The 17,094-nt window shown below is 70.9% G+C and carries 19 protein-coding genes; 5 read left to right on the plus strand and 14 right to left on the minus strand.

Translation table 11 applies throughout. The features are described from left to right. Window positions 1-62: 62 nt before the first annotated feature. The 9 genes from JOB34_RS02020 to JOB34_RS02060 all read right to left on the minus strand — a co-directional run bounded on the left by JOB34_RS02020 (window position 63) and on the right by JOB34_RS02060 (window position 9,353). Window positions 63-1,997, minus strand: coding sequence for a M3 family metallopeptidase (locus JOB34_RS02020; RefSeq protein ID WP_347813685.1), 1,935 nt, complete (start codon window positions 1,995-1,997; stop codon window positions 63-65). Between the two features lie 4 nt (window positions 1,998-2,001). Continuing rightward, window positions 2,002-2,892: a bifunctional DNA-formamidopyrimidine glycosylase/DNA-(apurinic or apyrimidinic site) lyase gene (gene mutM / locus JOB34_RS02025; RefSeq protein WP_208051170.1), complete on the minus strand. Its 891-nt coding sequence runs from the start codon at window positions 2,890-2,892 to the stop codon at window positions 2,002-2,004. Continuing rightward, window positions 2,885-3,631, minus strand: coding sequence for a ribonuclease III (gene rnc, locus JOB34_RS02030; RefSeq protein WP_347813686.1), 747 nt, complete (start codon window positions 3,629-3,631; stop codon window positions 2,885-2,887). The genes mutM and rnc overlap by 8 nt, the downstream gene beginning before the upstream one ends. A 14-nt stretch (window positions 3,632-3,645) precedes the next feature. Beyond that, window positions 3,646-3,840 carry a 50S ribosomal protein L32 gene (gene rpmF, locus JOB34_RS02035; protein WP_179479694.1) on the minus strand — a complete coding sequence of 65 codons (195 nt, stop codon included), beginning with the start codon at window positions 3,838-3,840 and terminating at the stop codon, window positions 3,646-3,648. 1 nt (window position 3,841) lies between these two features. After that, window positions 3,842-4,414 (minus strand): YceD family protein, encoded by a 573-nt coding sequence (locus JOB34_RS02040; protein WP_208051171.1) that lies wholly within the window; start codon window positions 4,412-4,414, stop codon window positions 3,842-3,844. Between the two features lie 102 nt (window positions 4,415-4,516). Continuing rightward, a complete protein-coding gene (gene coaD, locus JOB34_RS02045; RefSeq protein WP_208051172.1) occupies window positions 4,517-5,017 on the minus strand; it encodes a pantetheine-phosphate adenylyltransferase in 501 nt (166 codons plus the stop codon). Window positions 5,018-5,026: 9 nt separating this feature from the next. Next, a complete protein-coding gene (rsmD, locus tag JOB34_RS02050) occupies window positions 5,027-5,617 on the minus strand; it encodes a 16S rRNA (guanine(966)-N(2))-methyltransferase RsmD (RefSeq protein ID WP_208051173.1) in 591 nt (196 codons plus the stop codon). Further along, window positions 5,617-7,833, minus strand: coding sequence for an ATP-dependent DNA helicase RecG (locus tag JOB34_RS02055; RefSeq protein WP_208051174.1), 2,217 nt, complete (start codon window positions 7,831-7,833; stop codon window positions 5,617-5,619). Before JOB34_RS02055 ends, rsmD begins: the two co-directional genes overlap by 1 nt. Beyond that, on the minus strand, window positions 7,830-9,353 hold the full coding sequence (locus JOB34_RS02060; RefSeq protein WP_208051175.1) for a DAK2 domain-containing protein: 1,524 nt from the start codon (window positions 9,351-9,353) through the stop codon (window positions 7,830-7,832). The genes JOB34_RS02055 and JOB34_RS02060 overlap by 4 nt, the downstream gene beginning before the upstream one ends. 193 nt (window positions 9,354-9,546) lie before the next feature. On the opposite strand from JOB34_RS02060, the gene rpmB reads away from it, so the two are divergent. Further along, window positions 9,547-9,741 (plus strand): 50S ribosomal protein L28, encoded by a 195-nt coding sequence (gene rpmB, locus JOB34_RS02065; RefSeq protein ID WP_179479684.1) that lies wholly within the window; start codon window positions 9,547-9,549, stop codon window positions 9,739-9,741. A gap of 62 nt (window positions 9,742-9,803) precedes the next feature. Here the strand turns inward: rpmB and JOB34_RS02070 are convergent, their stop codons facing one another. The 4 genes from JOB34_RS02070 to JOB34_RS02085 form a co-directional block, all read right to left on the minus strand. Beyond that, window positions 9,804-10,952 carry a hypothetical protein gene (locus JOB34_RS02070; protein WP_208051176.1) on the minus strand — a complete coding sequence of 383 codons (1,149 nt, stop codon included), beginning with the start codon at window positions 10,950-10,952 and terminating at the stop codon, window positions 9,804-9,806. A 97-nt stretch (window positions 10,953-11,049) separates the two neighbouring features. Further along, complete coding sequence (locus JOB34_RS02075; protein ID WP_208051177.1) at window positions 11,050-12,057, minus strand: NAD-dependent epimerase/dehydratase family protein; 1,008 nt, start codon at window positions 12,055-12,057, stop codon at window positions 11,050-11,052. Further along, entirely contained in the window at window positions 12,054-13,397 is a 1,344-nt protein-coding gene (locus JOB34_RS02080; protein ID WP_208051178.1) for a bifunctional pirin family protein/GNAT family N-acetyltransferase, read from the minus strand. The genes JOB34_RS02075 and JOB34_RS02080 overlap by 4 nt, the downstream gene beginning before the upstream one ends. A gap of 44 nt (window positions 13,398-13,441) precedes the next feature. After that, window positions 13,442-13,960: a TIGR03086 family metal-binding protein gene (locus tag JOB34_RS02085; protein ID WP_208051179.1), complete on the minus strand. Its 519-nt coding sequence runs from the start codon at window positions 13,958-13,960 to the stop codon at window positions 13,442-13,444. An 82-nt stretch (window positions 13,961-14,042) separates the two neighbouring features. Between JOB34_RS02085 and JOB34_RS02090 the strand changes: the two genes are divergently transcribed. Together JOB34_RS02090 and JOB34_RS02095 are read left to right on the plus strand one after the other, a co-directional pair. Further along, window positions 14,043-14,831 (plus strand): DUF222 domain-containing protein, encoded by a 789-nt coding sequence (locus tag JOB34_RS02090; RefSeq protein ID WP_208051180.1) that lies wholly within the window; start codon window positions 14,043-14,045, stop codon window positions 14,829-14,831. Window positions 14,832-14,926: 95 nt separating this feature from the next. After that, window positions 14,927-15,331 carry an HNH endonuclease signature motif containing protein gene (locus tag JOB34_RS02095; protein ID WP_208051181.1) on the plus strand — a complete coding sequence of 135 codons (405 nt, stop codon included), beginning with the start codon at window positions 14,927-14,929 and terminating at the stop codon, window positions 15,329-15,331. A gap of 3 nt (window positions 15,332-15,334) precedes the next feature. Here the strand turns inward: JOB34_RS02095 and thiL are convergent, their stop codons facing one another. Continuing rightward, a complete protein-coding gene (gene thiL, locus JOB34_RS02100; RefSeq protein WP_208051182.1) occupies window positions 15,335-16,315 on the minus strand; it encodes a thiamine-phosphate kinase in 981 nt (326 codons plus the stop codon). Window positions 16,316-16,402: 87 nt separating this feature from the next. On the opposite strand from thiL, the gene JOB34_RS02105 reads away from it, so the two are divergent. Together JOB34_RS02105 and JOB34_RS02110 are read left to right on the plus strand one after the other, a co-directional pair. Further along, complete coding sequence (locus JOB34_RS02105; RefSeq protein WP_208051183.1) at window positions 16,403-16,633, plus strand: Lrp/AsnC ligand binding domain-containing protein; 231 nt, start codon at window positions 16,403-16,405, stop codon at window positions 16,631-16,633. Further along, the gene (locus JOB34_RS02110; RefSeq protein ID WP_208051184.1) at window positions 16,615-17,094 is read left to right on the plus strand and encodes a DUF3515 family protein; all 480 of its coding nucleotides are present in this window, start codon (window positions 16,615-16,617) and stop codon (window positions 17,092-17,094) included. The genes JOB34_RS02105 and JOB34_RS02110 overlap by 19 nt, the downstream gene beginning before the upstream one ends.

The following is a 17,094-nucleotide window of genomic DNA, read 5'->3' on the forward strand; positions in this document are numbered from 1 at the left end:
GTCCACCGTATGCCGCGTCCCCCGGCCCACCGAAAACGGTGACGCCGCCCGGGCGATGCGTCCTACTCGGCCAGCCACGCGGCGTACGCGTCGAACGTGTACGGGCGACCCAGGAAGTCCGCGACGAGGTCGGCGGCGTCCTTGCTGCCACCGGGCGCCAGCACCCGGTCGCGGTAGCGCGCGGCCACATGCGGTTCGAAGAGATCCTCGGCGTGGAACGCGCTGAACATGTCCTTGGCGATGACCAGGGACCACATGTACGTGTAGTAGCCGGAGCTGTACCCGTCCAGGTGCCCGAACGCGCACTGGAAGTGGGTGTCCTCGATGTACGGGAAAACCGAATACCGCTGCTGCGCCTCGCGTACGGCGGTGGTCAGGTCATCGGGCCGGTGCTGGTGGATGCCGACCGACAGCGCCGCGTAGAACATCTGGGTCCGCGCGAGATATCCCTTGCCGAAGTCGTCGGCCGTGCGCATCCGGCGCACCAGGGCCTCGGGGATCACGGTGCCGTCGGCATCGACGGCGAACTCGGCGAGCACGGCGGGATCCCAAGCCCACTCCTCCAGCATCTGGCTCGGCGCCTCGACGAAGTCCCACTCCGTGGCGACACCGGTGAACTCCACCCAGTCCTGTCCGCCGCCGACGATGTGGTGGATGAGGTGCCCGAACTCGTGGAAGAAGGTCGTGACCTCGGAGTGCTCCATCAGCCCGCGGCTGAAGTTGCACACCAGCACGCCCTCGGGCAGCTGTCGACCGCGGACGCCCTCGACCAGGGTGAACTGCGCGGCGTGCTTGTACTTGCCCTCCCGCGGGTGCAGGTCCAGGTAGATGCGCCCGATCCGGGTGCCGTCGCGCAGCACGTCGTACGCCGCGACGTCCGGCGCCCAGACCGGCGCGTCGGGCACGGGCTCCCAGGTCAGCCCGAACAGCCGACCGGTGACCGCCAGCAGCCCCTGCAGGACGGCGTCGAAGCGGAAGAAGGTGCGCACGAGCTGCGCGTCGACGTCGTAGCGCTCCTTGCGCACCAGTTCGCTGTAGTAGGGCAGGTCGTAGCCGTAGATGTCCTGCGCGTCGGGGTCGTCCTGGCGCAACCGGTCCAGCACGATCTGCTTGTCGCGCTGTGCCGCGTCGGTGGAGGCGGCCACGATCTTGTCGATGAACTCGTTGATCGCCGAGCCGGTGCGGATCATCTTGGTCTCGGCGTTGAAGTCGGCCCAGTCCTTGTAACCGAGCAGCCCGGCGTGCTCGGCACGCAAGGTCAGAAGACGTTGCAGCACCGCGTCGTTCGAGGGCCAGGCGATGTTGAGCCGCTCGAAGCTGATGGCACGGCGGGTGGCCGGCACCGAGCAGAACGTGCCCACCGGGACCGAGTCCGGGTAGTCGGTGGTGACGGTGATCAGGCCGTCGTCGTCCGGCTCGTGCGAGGCGAGCCAGTCGGCCGGCATACCGGCCAGATCCTCGGGGCGCACCCTGATGGACCGCACACCCTCACGCATGTTGCGCCCGAACTCCTGGCTCGCGCGCAGCTCGAGCTGGGCCAGCTCGCGCAGCCGGGCACGGGTCGACTCGTCGCGGTCGACGCCGGAACGGCGGAAGTCGCGCAGCTGCCGCTCCAGCACACGTGTGGCCGTCGGGTCCAGTCCCTCGCTCGACCGCGCGTCGAAGATCTCGAAGAGCTCACCGTCCAGGCCGAGGTCGGTGGCGAACTCATCGACCTGCTGCATCGTCACGTCGGCCGCCTCGCGGACGTCCTTCTCGGGGTTGGTCTCGGAGTAGACCGCCGCGCTCGCCCGGGCGTTCGAGATCTCGATCTCGACGTCGTTCCACGCCCGCAGGACCGCCAGCGCATCGGACGGCGGGTCAGCCTTGAGCGAGCGCACCATCTTTCGGGCGCGCTCCAGGCTCCCGCGCGAGCGGTCGCCGAGCCAGGTCATCGTGTCGTCGGGAGCGGGCAGCTCGAGCGCGCTCGCGGTGCTGTCGGTGGTCTGCGTCGTCACCGCGTCAATCTAAACCCCGGTACCGAGGACGGGGCTGGCAGTGCGGGCAGCTGAAGGAGGACCTGTTCATGAACGACTCCCGCACGATGAGCGTGCCGCACCGGCGGCATGGCCGCCCCTCGCGCCCGTACGCCTCCAAGGACCGCTCGAAGTAGCCGCTCGCGCCGTTCACGTTCACGTACAGTGCGTCGAAGCTGGTGCCCCCGTGGCCGAGCGCGGCGGTCATCACCGCGGCTGCCTCGTCGAGGACGCCGCGCAGCGTCGCGAGCGGCAGCCGGTCGGTCGCACGTTCACCGTGTAGCTTCGCCCGCCACAGGGCCTCGTCCGCGTAGATGTTGCCGATACCCGAGACCAGGGACTGATCCAGCAGCGCACGTTTGATCTGGGTACGCCGACGCCGCATCGCCCGCACGACCGCCTCCTGCTCGAACGCCGCTTCGAGCGGGTCAGGTGCGATGTGGGTGATCACCGACGGTACGAGCCGGGGTGCGTCCTCCAGGGTCGCGCCCACCTCGTCCGGCACCAGATCGACCAGCTGCAGACCGCCGAAGGTGCGCTGGTCGACGAAACGCAGCTGCAGCCCGTCGTCCAGGTCGAAGATCGCGTGCGCGTGCTTCTCGCGCGGCGCGTCGGGCGGCTCGACCAACATCTGGCCGCTCATCCCGAGGTGGACGACCAGTGCCTGGTCGTCGTCCAGGCGCAACCACAGGTACTTGCCGCGTCGGGAGGCCTCGCGGACGCCCAGGCCGGTCAGCCGGGCCGCCAGATCGACCGGCCCCGCGATGTGCCGGCGTGCGACGCGCGCCCCGTGCACCTGCACGGAGAGGAAGCGACGGCCGACGACGTGGTCGACCAACCCCCGCCGGACCACCTCGACCTCGGGCAGTTCAGGCACCGGTGCCCGTGCGCTCCTTCAGCCGGCGCCACGCCTGCTCGGCGGCCAGCTGCTCCGCGGACTTCTTGTTGCGCCCGATGCCGGTGCCGACCGGCTCGCCGACGACCAGCACCGTGGCCGTGAAGACCTTGTCGTGGTCGGGTCCCTGCTCCTGCACCGTGTACTGGGGAGAGCCGAGCCCGGCGGCGGACGCGACCTCCTGCAAGGAGGTCTTCCAGTCCAGGCCGGCGCCGAGTTCGGCACTCGCGTCGATACGGCCGTCCATCAGGTCGTGTATCAGCCGAGCCGCCGCGGCGACCCCGCCGCACAGGTAGACGGTGCCGATGACCGACTCCATCGTGTCGGCCAGGATCGAGTCCTTGTCCCGGCCACCGCTGGAGAGCTCCCCCTTGCCCAGCAGCACGAACGAACCAAGGTCGATCTCACGCGCCACTGCCGCCAAGGCACGCGAATTCACCACTGCCGCACGGAATTTCGCCAACTGCCCCTCGGGCAGGTCGGGGTGTGCGTGGTAGAGGTGATCGGTCACCACGAGCCCGAGGATCGCGTCCCCGAGGAACTCCTGGCGTTCGTTGTGCGGCACACCGCCATTCTCGTAGGAGTACGAGCGGTGCACCAACCCACGCTGCAGCAGCTCCTCGTCGACGTCGGCCCCGGTCTTGTCGTGCAGGATCCGGGCCAACTCCGCGACGGGCCGCTGCACTGCGTCGTGCCGCGCGGACCGCCTGGAGCTGCTCACAGCGTGGGTAGAACTCAGGCCTGGTGCTCGGCGCGGACGGCGTCGGGGTACTGACGACCGTTGTAGCTACCGCAGGACGGGCAGGCCAGGTGCGGCTGCTTCAGCTCGTTGCAGACCGGGCAGCTGGACACCGCGACGGGCGTCGCCTTCCAGTTCGCGCGCCGTGAACGGGTGTTGGAGCGGGACATCTTCCGCTTCGGGACAGCCACGTCAGTTCCTTTTCTCGTCGGTGTCGGCGGGTGCTCCGGCCAGTCCGGCCAGGGCTGCCCACCGTGGGTCTTGCACTTCATGGTGATGCGTCGGGTCGTCTGCGAGGAGCGCTCCGCATTCGGAGCACAACCCCGGGCAGTCGGCCCGGCATACCGGTTGGAACGGCAGTGCAGGCACTACCGCGTCACGCAGCACGGGATCCAGATCGAGCAGGTCGCCGTCCAGTTCGTGCCGGTCGTCGTCGTCATCGCCCACCTCGTCTGCGTGGACGACCCGGTCGGTGTAGGCGAAGAGTTCCTGGAAGCTGACGTCCACGGGGACGAGCACTTCTTCCAGGCACCGTACGCATGCGCCGACCGCCTGCGCCGTCACCGACCCGGACACCAGCACCCCCTCCATGACGGATTCCAGGCGCAGGTCCAGATGGACCGGCGCACCGGCGGGTACACGGATGACCTCGGTGCCGAGATCGTCCGGTGCCTCGATCGTGCGGGAGAACGACGCCATCGCGCCGGGTCGCCGCCCGAACTCCCGGGTGTCGAGGACCAGGGGTGAGCGTGGATCAAGGTGCATGGTGTCGTTGTCTCACGAATGATCGAGAAGGGTCAGTCCCGTCACAGGCGACAAGACCAATCGAGAACGATACCGGCTCGATGCCGCCTGGCCCAAAACGATTCACTGCGACCGGTCGCGCAGCCGCTCCAGCAGCGGCCCGAGCACCGGGGGCGGCACCATCGCCGAGACGTCCGCGCCGTGGGCGGCGATGAGTCGGATCAGCGAGCTGGAGTAGTGGGCCATCGTCGGGTCGCCGGGCAGGAACGCCGTCTCCACACCTGTCATCTCGCGGTTCATCTGCGCCATCGGCAGCTCGTACCCGTAGTCCGCCTGGTCGCGCAGCCCCTTCACGAGCACGCCGGCCCCCAGCTCCGCGCACACGTCGACGACCAGCCGGTCGCCGTACGCCGCGGCACGCACCCCGGGAAGGTGCGCCGTGGACGCCTCGATCAGTGCGACCCGTTCGGCGGGCTCGAACGTGCCCTGCTTGGCGGGGTTGAAGAGTACGGCGACGACGACCTCGTCGTAGAGGGCGCTCGCCCTGGTCACGATGTCGAGGTGGCCCGCGGTGAACGGATCGTAGGAACCGGGGCACACGCAACGTCGCGGATCGGCGGGCATGACGGCAGGCTAGAGCACCGGGGGTTCGGCGGTGTCCGCGTCGTCCGGCGCGTATTCGGCGTACCAGACCCTGGTCTCGCCATAGGCCCGCGACTCCAGCGAGCGCAGCCCGTCCGGCCAGTGGGGTTCGGGCGACCGGCTCGCCCGCTCCAGGACGACGACGGCCTCGACCTGCAGCCACCCGCCGGCGACCAGTGCCTGGAGCACCCTGCCGATCTCCTCGTCGGGCACGGCGTAGGGCGGGTCGATCAGCACCAGGTGCATGGCGTGCGGCGCCGGGCCGGCCAGTGTCTGGGCGACCGTGGTCTGGCGCACCTGCGCGTCCAGTCCGAGCTCGGCGACGTTGCGGCGGATGACGTCGGCGGCGCGACGGTCGGACTCCACCAGCAGCGCGGACCGGGCGCCCCGCGAGACGGCCTCCAGGCCGAGGGCACCCGAGCCGGCGTAGAGGTCGAGGACCTGGGCGTCGGCGACGGCGCCGAGATGCGCCAGCCGGCCGAAGAGTGCTTCGCGGACCCGGTCGCTGGTCGGCCGGGTGCCGTCGCCGGGCGGCGTCGTGATCCGGCGGCCGCGCGCGGACCCGGCGACGATGCGCGGCATCAGCCGCGCTCGAGGAAGGCGGCCTGCACGTCGTCCAGGCGGGTGGTGACCAGCTGGGCGAGCCCCGGGTGCTCCGCCAGGGTGGGGTCGCTGGCGACCAGGTCGGCGGCGTCGGCGCGGGCGAGGTCGATCAGCTCGACGTCCTTGGGGTGGGCCAGCCGCAACAGCCGCAGGCCGGAGCGGTGGCCGCTCTGCCGGGCGCCGAGGATGTCGCCCTCCGAGCGCAGGCTGAGGTCCAGCTCGGCGAGCGCGAACCCGTCGGTGGTCGCGGCGACGGCGGTCAACCGCTCGACCGTCTCCTCGTTGTCGGTCCCGGTGACCAGAAGGCACAGGCCGCCGGCGCTGCCCCGCCCGACCCGCCCGCGCAGCTGGTGCAGCTGGGAGATGCCGAACCGGTCCGCGTCCATCACGACCATGGCGGTCGCATTCGGGACGTCGACCCCCACCTCGATCACCGTGGTGCTCACCAGCACATCGATCTCCCCGCGTCCGAAGGTCTGCATCACGGCCTCCTTCTCGTCGGCGGGCAACCGGCCGTGCAGCAGTTCGATCCGAAGCCCGGCGAGGGCGGGTTCGGCACGCAGGTCCTCGAGCATCTGGTGGACGCCGATCGCCTCCGGTCGCTGGGGAGCCGAGCCCTCGTCGACGGTTTCGGACGGGTCGGCGTCGAGCAGCTCGCCGAGATCACTGTCCTCGCCGGCCTGCCCGGGCGACCGGTCGTCGTCACCGATCCGCGCGCACACGACGTATGCCTGGTGTCCCTGTGCGACCTCCTCGCCGAGCCGCTGCCAGGTGCGCTGCAACCACGCGGGATTCGCCGCCGGCACCACGTGCGACACGATCGGCGCGCGGCCCCGTGGCAGCTCGCGCAGCACGGAGGTGTCCATGTCGCCGAAGACCGTCATCGCCACCGTGCGTGGGATGGGTGTCGCGGTCATCACCAGCACGTGGGGACTGCGAGCAGCCTTGGCACGCAATGCATCTCGCTGCTCGACGCCGAAGCGGTGCTGCTCGTCCACGACCACCAGACCGAGCTCGCCGAACATCACGGTGTCCTGGATCAGCGCGTGGGTGCCGATCACGATGCCGGCCTCCTGATTGAGGACCGCCTGCAGCGTCGCGGCGCGCTGGGCGCGGCTCATCGACCCGGTCAGCAGGGCCACCCGCGTGCCGTGTTCCGCGCCGCCGAGCATCCCGCCCTGCGCGAGGTCGCCGAGCATCGCGGTGATCGAGCGGTGATGCTGCTGGGCCAGCACCTCGGTCGGCGCGAGCAGCGCGGCCTGCGCACCCGCATCGACCGTGGCCAGCATCGCCCGCAGCGCCACGACGGTCTTGCCTGAGCCGACCTCGCCCTGCAGCAGGCGGTGCATCGGCGTCGTACGCGCAATGTCGGCAGCGATCTGCTCGCCCACCTCGCGCTGCCCGGCGGTCAACTCGAACGGCAGCCGCTCGTCGAAAGCGGACAGCAGACCGCCGGTGCGCGAGGGACGCGCCGTGGCCTGCAGGGCGTCGTACTCGGCCCGCCGCTGAGCGAGCACGGTCTGCACGACCAGCGCCTCGTCGTAGCGCAGCCGCCGTCGCCCGCGTCCCGCCTCGCCGAGGGTGCGCGGCAGGTGGATCGCGCGGTACGCCGCCACCTGGTCGACGAGGTCGTGCCGGGCCAGGATCTGCGGTGGCACCGGGTCCGGGGATCCGTCGAGCTGGTCCAGCACCAGCCGGTAGGAACGGGTCAACTGCATGTCCGTGACGCCCTTGATGGCCCGGTAGAGCGGCACCAGTCCCCCGGCGTAGATCTGTTCCTCACCGCCGGCGTCCAGGAGGGAGTAGTCGGGGTGGGTGAGCTGCACGCTCGCGCCGTAGGTGCCGAGCTGGCCGCGGAACACCCCGCGTACCCCGGGCTGCAGCCGTTGCTCATGGCCATACTTGCTGAAGAAGACCAGCTCGGCCTGCGCGCCGTCGGCGTCCTCGATGCGCACCTGCAGCATCTCGCCGCGACGCTGGCGCATCCGCCGGGTGGTGGAGGCAACGACCTTCGCGATCAGCACGGCCTGCTCCCCCATCGCGAACTCCGACAGGTGGCCGGAGGTGGTCGCGTCGATGTAGCGGCGCGGCAGGAAGTCCAGGAAGTCGCCCACGGTGCGCAGGTCGCGCTCCTTCGCGAGCTTCTTCGCCGCGTCGCCGAGCACATCGACGAGCTTGGTGCGCCGATCGATCACTCGCACCCCACGTCGAGCACGACACCGGGGCGGCGTCCCGCGAACGAGGTGACCTCCAGCTCCGGCCGCGCGGCAGTCAGATGCTCGGTCAGCGCGTCCAAGAGGCCGTCGGGCGCGTCGGCGCCGGCGATCAGCGTGACCAGCTCGACGTCGTCGTCGACCGTCCGATCGAGCAGCGCACGGCACCGCGCCGGGATGTCGTCTCCGGCGCCCTCGGATCCGTCGAGGGTGTGGGTGGTCACGGCGTCCGCCGCGTCGTCGCAGTCGCGCCGCAGCGCCGCCGGGTCGTCCTGCCCCGCGCGGACCGCGAGCGCGGCGAGCACCTGGGCGGGGTGCTGGCAGTGACAGACCGACGATCCCGGCGACCCCGAGATCGCGCGTTCCGCGAGTGATCGCAATGCAGGCGTGTCGGTCAGCAGCAGCCGGTCGCCGATGCCGGCGAGCGCGTCGCCCAGGGCGCCCTCGTCCGGCGCGATCAGCACCTGGGCGCCCGGATCGGCGTCGTGCACCAGGTCGGCCAGACCGGGTGATGCCAGCACGGCCACCACGGGTGAGGCGATCTGCCGGGGCGTGCGTACGTCCTCGAGCTGGTCGGCGAACCGGGTCACCTGGAACCTGGCAGGTCTCCCAGCGGCCGCCGCCGCGTTCAGCCCGGCTCCGAGATCGTCGAGGTGGGCGTGCACGCTCCACACGTCCGGCCCGCCCGCGACCACGACACTGTCGCCGAGGCCCTTCAGGACGCCTGCGAGCCGGTCGATCCGCTCGTCGTCGGTGTCGTGCACCACGAAGACGAGCTCGTACTCCGGCCCGTCGCCGCCATGCCGCCCGCTGTCCCCCGCCGGGCAGGGTCGCTCAGGTAGGGCGAGCCAGTCCGGCGTCCCGCCGCCGAGGACGGTCCCTGGAGCGCGGCGTACGACGTGTTGCAGGGAGCGCAGCACGAGCCAGTAGCCGACCCCGCCGGCATCGACCACTCCCGCCTCGCGCAGCACCGGCAGCTGCTCGCGGGTACGGCCGACCGCGTCCTCCGCGGCCGCCACCACCGCATCGACCAACTCGACCAGCGGAAGATCGCGGGCACCGTCGGCAGCGGCGGCTGCTGCGTCCGCGACGGACAGCATGGTGCCCTCCACCGGCGCACGGACCCCGCCGCGCGCCCGCCGCGCCGCCTCCCGCAGGACGTCGGCCACGTCGGGCGCGCGCAGTGGTGCGCCGTCCAGTGCGATCACGACGTCCGCCAGGCCGCGCACGAGCTGGCTGAGGATGACCCCGGAGTTGCCGCGTGCGGACAGCACCGTGGACCGCGCGAGCACCCGCACAGAGGTCAGCAGGTCCGGCGGCGCCTCGGAGGCCAGGCCGTCGACCGCCAGCTCCATCGTGACGCTCATGTTGGTGCCGGTGTCCCGGTCGGGCACGGGAAAGACGTTCAGCGCGTTGATGGCGTCGGCGTGCTCGGACAGGACGACGCGGGCGGTGATGACCCACCGGCGCAACGCCTGCACATCGAGCGCTTCGAGCGGCATACGGTCGCTGTGTCCTTCAGGTCGTCGGGGCGTTGCGCAGACTGCCCGGCAGGCTAGCAATTTGGGATGTGTCGCACGGCTCGGCTACGATCCTGTGGTTTGCGGACCGCTTGCGACGGTGCATCCGATGCCCTGTGCGCGGCCCGCGATCGACCTTCGTACTTCAATTCTCGAGACACCAGTAGGAGACACCGTGGCTGCCACGTGCGACGTCTGCGGCAAGGGACCCGGCTTCGGCCACAGCATTTCCCACTCACACCGTCGGACCAAGCGTCGCTGGAACCCCAACATCCAGCGCGTGCGGACCATGGTCGGCGAGGCCGGTAAGACCCCGAAGCGCATCAACGTGTGCACCTCCTGCCTCAAGGCCGGCAAGGTCACCCGCTGAACCCAGCGCAACTGCAGCTGAACCGGTCCTTCGGGGCCGGTTTTTCTGTGTCTATCGGCTGATCAGCCGCCGAGCCAGCGTCCTACGGCGGCGACCCGTTCCGATGTCCGCCCGTCGTCCAGGTGGTCCCACACCAACAGCGCCCAGTCCCAGGTGCCGTCGCTCCAGCGGGCGGTGACCTGGGACCAGCCCAGGTTCCACCACTCGTCGGACCGCGGACGGCGGGCGAGCAACCCGTCGACCCCGCCCGACAGCGACGCCTGGAACTCGCCGTCGTCCGCCGACCCATGCAAGAAAACCGACACGGGCTTCCCACGGACCTCGAGGAGAGCAGGCGTGACGTTGGTCTCGAACCACCGCTGCCCTTCGGCCGCAAGACGCTCATGCTCAGCCTTCCCTTCAACGCCCGGGTCGGCTCGGGTCACGACCGGACCGTCCCAGACGAAGAGCTCGTCGGCCACAGGTTCTCCGACGCGGAAATCGGTCCACCGCGACACCGAGAAGTCACCGAACCGCTGGTCCAGCACGAGTCCGGTCTCGGCGTCGACGACGACCTGCATGTCGTACGGCTTGTGGGGCGGCGACGCGAACCGGAAGCTCCACACGTCCCGCCCCAGACACTGCACCTGCTCGATGGGCCCGACAGGGGTCCCGAAGTCGAAGAGCTCGACGTCCTCGTGGCTGCGCCGGCACGCGAGCTCGCTGCCGTCGCCGTACCACTGCTCGCCGGTGTACGGCGACGCCACCATCCCGGTGTCATCCCACCGTTCCCACGTGGTCACCCCGTCGCTGACCAGCCACGGATCTCCTCGCGTACCCGAGAGCCGGGTGCGCGACCCATCCCGTACGACGTCCGTGTACGTCGGCGACTCGCCGCGCTCCTCCCGCACGATGCGACCCTGCACCGACACCGGACGCGCCGGCCCGTCGACCATCAGCGGTTCCAACCGCTGCCAGACCTGCTGATCCTGCGCCGACAGCGGCAGCACCGGCGCCTTGTCCTCCGCGGTCGGGTCCACCGGGAGGGGGTGACCGGCCCACGCCATCACCAGTCGCACAGCATCGGCTCCGCCGTCGCTCTGTTCTTCCGCCCAGCCCCGCACAGCGCGTTCCGTGAGCGCGTCGGCATCGGCCGCGAAGGCCAGCTCGGCGCACACCTCGCACAACGACGAGCTGGCGAAAGCGACGTGCACCTCCGGCAGCCTGGGCATCTCGATCTCCCGGTCGGGCACGCCCATGCACACGACGCACGGCTGGGACGGCCGCCTGTCCGACACCCACGGGTCCGCCACGAGCTACCTCTTCTTCTCAGGAACGATCATCGGCACGGGCCAGCAGTCGCGCTTCCGCGTCGGGGCTCATCCCGGGTGCAGGCCGGTCCGGCCGCAGCGGGGGGTCGCCCACATCCTGCACCCACGCCCAGGTGTCCTCGACGGTCTGCGCGGCCGGACGGCAGGTCAGCCCGGCGGTGTACGCCGCGGACACGTTGGCGGCGTGCAGGCCGGCCGACTCCCCGGACGGTGGCAGCCAGATCGGCAGCTCGGTCCACGGCTGGACGCCGGCGGCGTCGACATCCTCAGGGGTGACCCAGACCAGCTCGGCCCGCGCCCCGGTGACGTCGCGGCACAGGTCGAGCAGCTCGCCGATGGTGGTGTGGCCAGGCTGGCTCACCGCGTTGTACGCGCCTGTCACGCCGCTCGCGCTTGCATCGATCAGCCACTCCGCGAGATCGCGGGCGTCGATGTACTGCAACGGACGGTCCCGCGGGCCGGGAGACGGCACCGGTCCCCCGGCAGCCATCCGGCGCAGCCACCACGGCAGCCGCCCGACGTCCTCGCGTGGTCCGAGGATCAGCCCGGCGCGCGCGATCAGCGCCGGGCCGTCGAAGTCGCGCTGCACCGCGAGCTCACCGCCCCGCTTGGCTGCGGCGTAGTCGCCTGAATCGGCGCCGTCCGGGTCCGCGTCGACGACCGGCGCACTCTCGTCGGCGTCCACCGGGATGGGCCATTCATACACGGAGCGCGAGGAGACGTACGCGTAGTGCCTCGCCCGCCCGGACAGAAGCCGTGAGCTGTCCCGGACCACACGCGGCGACCCCGACCAGGTGTCGACGACGAGGTCCCAGCTGTCGTCACCCAGGGCGGCGGCAAGCGCGGCCGGGTCGGTGCGATCCGCGTGGCGGCCCGTCGCTCCGGGCGCCGGCGACCCGCTCTCGCCCCGGGTCAGGGTCGTGACGTCGTGACCTCGGGCCAGGGCGGCCGCGACGACCGCATGACCGACGAAGTGGGTGCCGCCGAGGACGAGCGTGCGGGTCATCGCGCTGCTCCCGTCGATCGGCTCTGCAACCAGCTCAGAACGTCGGGCGTGACCGGATCGGCGATGTCGGCGTACTGATCGCGGTGCTTGTCCAGGTATGCCGCCACGAGCGGGCAGACCGGCACCACCCGTCTGCCGCTCGTCCTGATTTGCTCGAGAAGTTGCGCCACCAGCATCGTGCCGAGGCCACGGCCGCCGTACTCCTGCGCCACCTCCGTGTGGAAGACAACCCGCTGACCGCCGCGATCGGCGTACGCGCTGGACCCCGCGAGTGTGCCGTCGTCGAAGACCTCGTAGCGGTGTTGCTCGGGGTGGTCCGAGACGGTGACAGTGGGCATCGGGCCCGCCTCGGGTGCGGGGTTACGGCGGGGTCGCAGCACCGCGTTGGGCAGCCGTGGCGCCGCCAGGTGCTGGATCTCGCCGGTGTAGCCCTGGACCTGGCCGAAGCGCGTCGAGCCGGTCTCCCACTGCTCCCGGTAGCGGACGATCTCCTCATGGGTGCGGCCGACGAAGTTCCACCACATGAGAACCTCCTCGCCGAAGGGTGTGCCGCCCAGCACGATCAGGCGCGCGGGTGCGTCACCGGTGTTGGTCACGACGATCGTGTCGGCGCCGGTGCCCACATAGGCGAGTTGCGCTCGCAGGACTCGGGTTTCACCGACCAGGACTTCGCCGGTGTCGATGAGCAGGCCGTGCTCGAACTCGGTCCGGACGCGGATGTCGAGGTGCGCACCCGGGTCCAGGGTGAGTTCGGCGCCCAGCAGCGGTGTGAAGGTGTCCACGGGCGACCGGCTGCCGAGCAGGTCGCCCAGAAAGACCCGTGCGCGGGCACCCGGCAGGCGCACCTCGGGCGGCACGTAGTGCTCGAAGGCGGGGTCGGTGTCGCGGTCGGCGTCGGGCAGCGCCACCCACAGCTGCACCCCCTGCAGGATGGTGGTCCTGGCTGTCGACACCTCGGTGTGTGCGATGCCGACGCCGGCGGTCATCAGGTTCAGCTCGCCCGGACGCACCATCGCGTGCGACCCGCGGGTGTCCGGATGCTCGACCTCGCCGCTGAAGAGCCAACTCACCGTCTGCAGACCGGTGTGCGGATGCGGCGGCACGTCCATCCCGCCGGTCGTCGAGACGTCGTCCGGGCCGAAGTGGTCGGCGAAGCACCATGCACCGATGAGCGAGCGCCGCCGCTGGGGCAACGTACGGCGCACCGTCATGGCCCGCGGGCCGCCGAGCGGCACCTCGCGCGACTGCAGGATCTCCACCGCGAGGCGGCCGTCGACAGCAGCAGGAGCCGGCTCCGCGTGGCAGTCGACCTCTTGCGGCCGCTGGTCGGTGTTGCTCATCGCTCGCAGATTACGCCGGGCTTGGTCGCTCGCCGCCCGCGCGGCTAGGTGACCGAACGGCCGGCGAAGGCCGCGAGCGTGCCGTAGGTGTCGGCGTCCTGCGGTGCCGGTTTCTCCGGCCCGAACACCTCACCGCGGGAGTCGTCGGTCAGATTGCCCCGCATGAACTCCAGACCGGATTCGGCCACTGCGGGGTCGAGATCGGATGTCGACCGGCCAAGGGCGGTCGCGAGATCCCAGGTGTGCACGGCGTACTCGCCGCTCGCCATTCCGACCGGTGCCGGGGTGCCTTCGCTCCAGGCGTCGCGCAGTTCATCGGCCGCGGAATCGAAGGCCGCGACCCTGTCCGGTCCGGACTCGGACTTCGCCGACCAGTCGACCTCCTCGCCGCGCGCCATCGCGGCGAAACGCGCGGTGTTGCCGGTCACGTGGTCGACGAGCTCGCCGACCGACCAGTCCTCGCACGGTGTCTGTGCCTGCCAGTCGTCGACGGAGCCGACCAGCTCCGCGAACTGAGTGAGGGCGGTGTCGATCAACGGCTCGGTGCCAGCGTGTCCACTCATGCCCCGGCACGCTACTCGCGGGGCCGGACAGCCGCTCGCGAACGGCGAGACGGTTGTCGGTGGCGGGTGGTTGTATGGGTACATGAGTTCGACACCGGGTCTGGTCGCTGTCGGTGACAGCGCGGGCAGCCCTGTGCCTGCTGCACTTTCGGTCACTGACCCGTTGAATGAGGTCGGGGCGATCTGTGGTCGGTTGAACGCCGCGCACGCCGACCTGATCGACCTGGTCACCGACCTGGTGCGCACAGAATCGTGGGCGATTGGCGGGATTCGCTCCCCCGAACACTGGTTGACCTGCTTCGCCGGGGTCGGCCCCGCCACCGCTCGCGACCTGGTCCGGATCGCGGCCCGGTCCGCCGAGCTACCGGCCCTGTCCCGGGAGGTGCACTCCGGTCGGCTCTCGTTGGGTCAGGCCGCGGTGGTGGCCGCGCACACCCCGGTCGGGTACGACGAAGCCGTGGTGGACCTGGCGGTGCACGCCACCGTCCCGCAGTTGCGCCGGGCGTTGGTCAAGTACGACTTCGCCACCACCACCGACGACGACGACATGAGTAGCTCGGCTCCGCGCGTGCCTGACCCTTTCTCGGCCGCGGCGCAGCCCGCGGAACTGTCGATGTACTACGACCACGACCGGTTCCACCTGACCTACTCCGACCCGCCGACATCGGCGTCCTGGTCCAACAAGCCCTCGCAGAGGCCAAGGACGCGCTCTTCCTCGCCACCCAAGACGACGGGCGGCGGGTGCGGATGGCCGACGCCATGGCACAAATCGCCACCCGCTCCCTGCACGTCGGCACCACCGAGATTGCCGGACGGGCCGACAAATTCCGGATCTACCTGCACCTCGACACCACCGGCCAAGGCTGGCTGACCAAACGCGGCGCCCTACCCCCGCACCTCCTGAGGAAGTGGACCTGCGATGGGCTCGTGCAACCCGTCTGGGAAACCGACGGCACACCCGTCAACGTGGGACGAACCCACCGCATCGTCCCCCGCCGCACCCGCCGCCTGATCGAAGACCACGACCGCGGCTGCGCCTACCCCGGCTGCGCAGCGATCCACCACCTGGAATGCCACCACATCGTCCACTGGGCCGACGGCGGCACCACCGACACCACCAACCTGATCAGCCTGTGCCCCCACCACCACGACCGCCACCACACCGGCGACTTCACGATCCAACCAAGCACGGATCGACCCGGGCGCTTCCGATTCGCCACCCGCCACGGGCACCCCATCGAACCCACCGTCGCCACCCCACCCGACAGCCCCGAACCCACGGCAGCACCGCGCTACCCCGGACCCACCAACGAGATACTCCACCTGGACCAGGTCAGATTCCGCCGCCGCAGCAGCGGTCCGCCCGGATGAGACTCATCCGTGGAAGTGGTCCCACCCGCCCGGTTCCTGGGCTGCGCCGTCCATGGTGACCCCGGTGCCGGTCGCGACCGCCCCGATCGCCCGCCAGCCGTTCGGCAGCGTGACGTCCGCTGCGAAGGTCGCCAGCAGCGTGTGCTCCTCGCCCCCGCGAAGCACGCAGTCCCAGGCGGCAGCCCCCACCTCGGGAGCGAGCGCATCGACGTACGGCTGCAGGTCGTCGGCCCGCAGCTCCAGTCGCACGCCGCTCGCCCCGGCGATCCGGCCGGCATCCCGCAGCAGTCCGTCACTGATGTCGAGCATGCTGGTGGCACCCGCACGCAGAGCGGCAGGGCCCTGGGCGTAGATCGGCGTGGGGCGCCGGTGGTAATCGACCAGCGGGCCACGAGCCGCGGCGTCGCGGCGCAGCAGGAAGAGGCCCGCCCCCGACCGTCCGAGCGCGTCGCTCACGGCAACGACGTCGCCGACCCGTGCGCCACTTCGCAGCACCGGCGCACCGGACACCTCGCCGATCGCGGTGATCGACACCGTCCGCACCCCCGCCGGAGCCGAGGAAAGGTCGCCGCCCAGGACTGCGATCCCCTCTGCCGAGCACGCGTCTGCGATCGCGTAGGAGAGGTCGCGAGCCCACCGCACCGGTGTCTGCGGGTCGGCGACCAGGGTGACCACGACGCCGGTCGTGACCCCGCCCATCGAGGCGATGTCGGCGACGTTCTGTGCGACGCACTTCGCGCCCACGTCCGCGGCGCTGGACCAATCGTCCAGCCAGTCACGACCCAGCACCATGGCGTCCGTGGTGACGAGCACCCTGCCGGACGGCACCGCGAGATACGCCGTGTCGTCGCCCGGCCCGACCAGCACTCCGGCGGGCGGGGCACCGGGGGGCAGCACCTCGGCGAGGATCTGCGCCTCGTCCAGATCGGCCAGCACCGCGTCGCCGTCGCCCTCGTCCGCCTGTCGTCCCCGTCGCCCCGTCATGGTGACCGCACGGTAGCGTCTGCCCCGGACCGACGCCGCCGTCGGCTCCCGCCCACGCCGGGCGTCAACGATCCGACGGAGGCACGCATGGTTCAGGCCTACATCCTCATCCAGGCCGACATGGGTAAGGCCAAGACCGTTGCGGCCGCCTGCGCGCAGCTGTCCGGCGTTCTGGCCGCAGAGGACGTCACCGGCCCGTACGACGTGATCGTGCGCGCCGAGGCCCCCAGCGTCGACGAACTGGGCAAGCTGGTCGTCTCCAAGATCCAGGACGTCGACGGCATCACCCGCACGGTCACGTGCACCGTCGTCCGCTGACCGCAGCTCTGCTGGCGCTGGCCGCTGGGGCCGCGCTGACGGCCTGCGGAGGCTCGACCACCGTCGATGCGAGCGCGGCTGCGCTGTCCGCCTCCGCGGACTGCACCCGCGCGTCGGCGCACTGGCCCACGACCGTGGCGGGGCAGAAGTCCCGACCCACCTCGGCGAGATCCGCGACGGTGCGCGCCTGGGGTGACCCGGCGATCATCGCCCGGTGCGGAGTGAGCAGCCCCGGACCGACGACCGACCCGTGCACCACGATCGACGGAATCGACTGGGTGGCCCACCAACTCAAAGACGGCTACCGCTTCGTCACCTTCGGACGCTCACCGGCGATCGAGGTCCTGATCCCCACGAAGTACGGGGGCCTGGACCTCGTGGAGTTCACGGCCGCAGCCGAGGCGATCCCGCAGACCAGTCATGTCTGCTCAGCGGCGCCCCCGAGCACCTCGAGCGGCTGA

The organism is Allobranchiibius sp. GilTou38, from assembly GCF_017565325.1.
In the GTDB taxonomy this organism is placed as follows: Bacteria; Actinomycetota; Actinomycetes; order Actinomycetales; family Dermatophilaceae; genus Allobranchiibius; species Allobranchiibius huperziae.

Bases quoted from the DNA above. Each gene is read 5' to 3' on its own strand.
- JOB34_RS02040 (WP_208051171.1), bottom strand. From the start codon at position 4,414: ATGCACCTTGATCCACGCTCACCCCTGGTCCTCGACACCCGGGAGTTC.
- coaD (WP_208051172.1), bottom strand. From the start codon at position 5,017: ATGCCCGCCGATCCGCGACGTTGCGTGTGCCCCGGTTCCTACGATCCG.
- rsmD (WP_208051173.1), bottom strand. From the start codon at position 5,617: ATGCCGCGCATCGTCGCCGGGTCCGCGCGCGGCCGCCGGATCACGACG.
- JOB34_RS02060 (WP_208051175.1), bottom strand. From the start codon at position 9,353: ATGCCGCTCGAAGCGCTCGATGTGCAGGCGTTGCGCCGGTGGGTCATC.
- JOB34_RS02070 (WP_208051176.1), bottom strand. From the start codon at position 10,952: ATGCCCAGGCTGCCGGAGGTGCACGTCGCTTTCGCCAGCTCGTCGTTG.
- JOB34_RS02075 (WP_208051177.1), bottom strand. From the start codon at position 12,057: ATGACCCGCACGCTCGTCCTCGGCGGCACCCACTTCGTCGGTCATGCG.
- JOB34_RS02080 (WP_208051178.1), bottom strand. From the start codon at position 13,397: ATGAGCAACACCGACCAGCGGCCGCAAGAGGTCGACTGCCACGCGGAG.
- JOB34_RS02085 (WP_208051179.1), bottom strand. From the start codon at position 13,960: ATGAGTGGACACGCTGGCACCGAGCCGTTGATCGACACCGCCCTCACT.
- JOB34_RS02090 (WP_208051180.1), top strand. From the start codon at position 14,043: ATGAGTTCGACACCGGGTCTGGTCGCTGTCGGTGACAGCGCGGGCAGC.
- thiL (WP_208051182.1), bottom strand. From the start codon at position 16,315: ATGACGGGGCGACGGGGACGACAGGCGGACGAGGGCGACGGCGACGCG.
- JOB34_RS02105 (WP_208051183.1), top strand. From the start codon at position 16,403: ATGGTTCAGGCCTACATCCTCATCCAGGCCGACATGGGTAAGGCCAAG.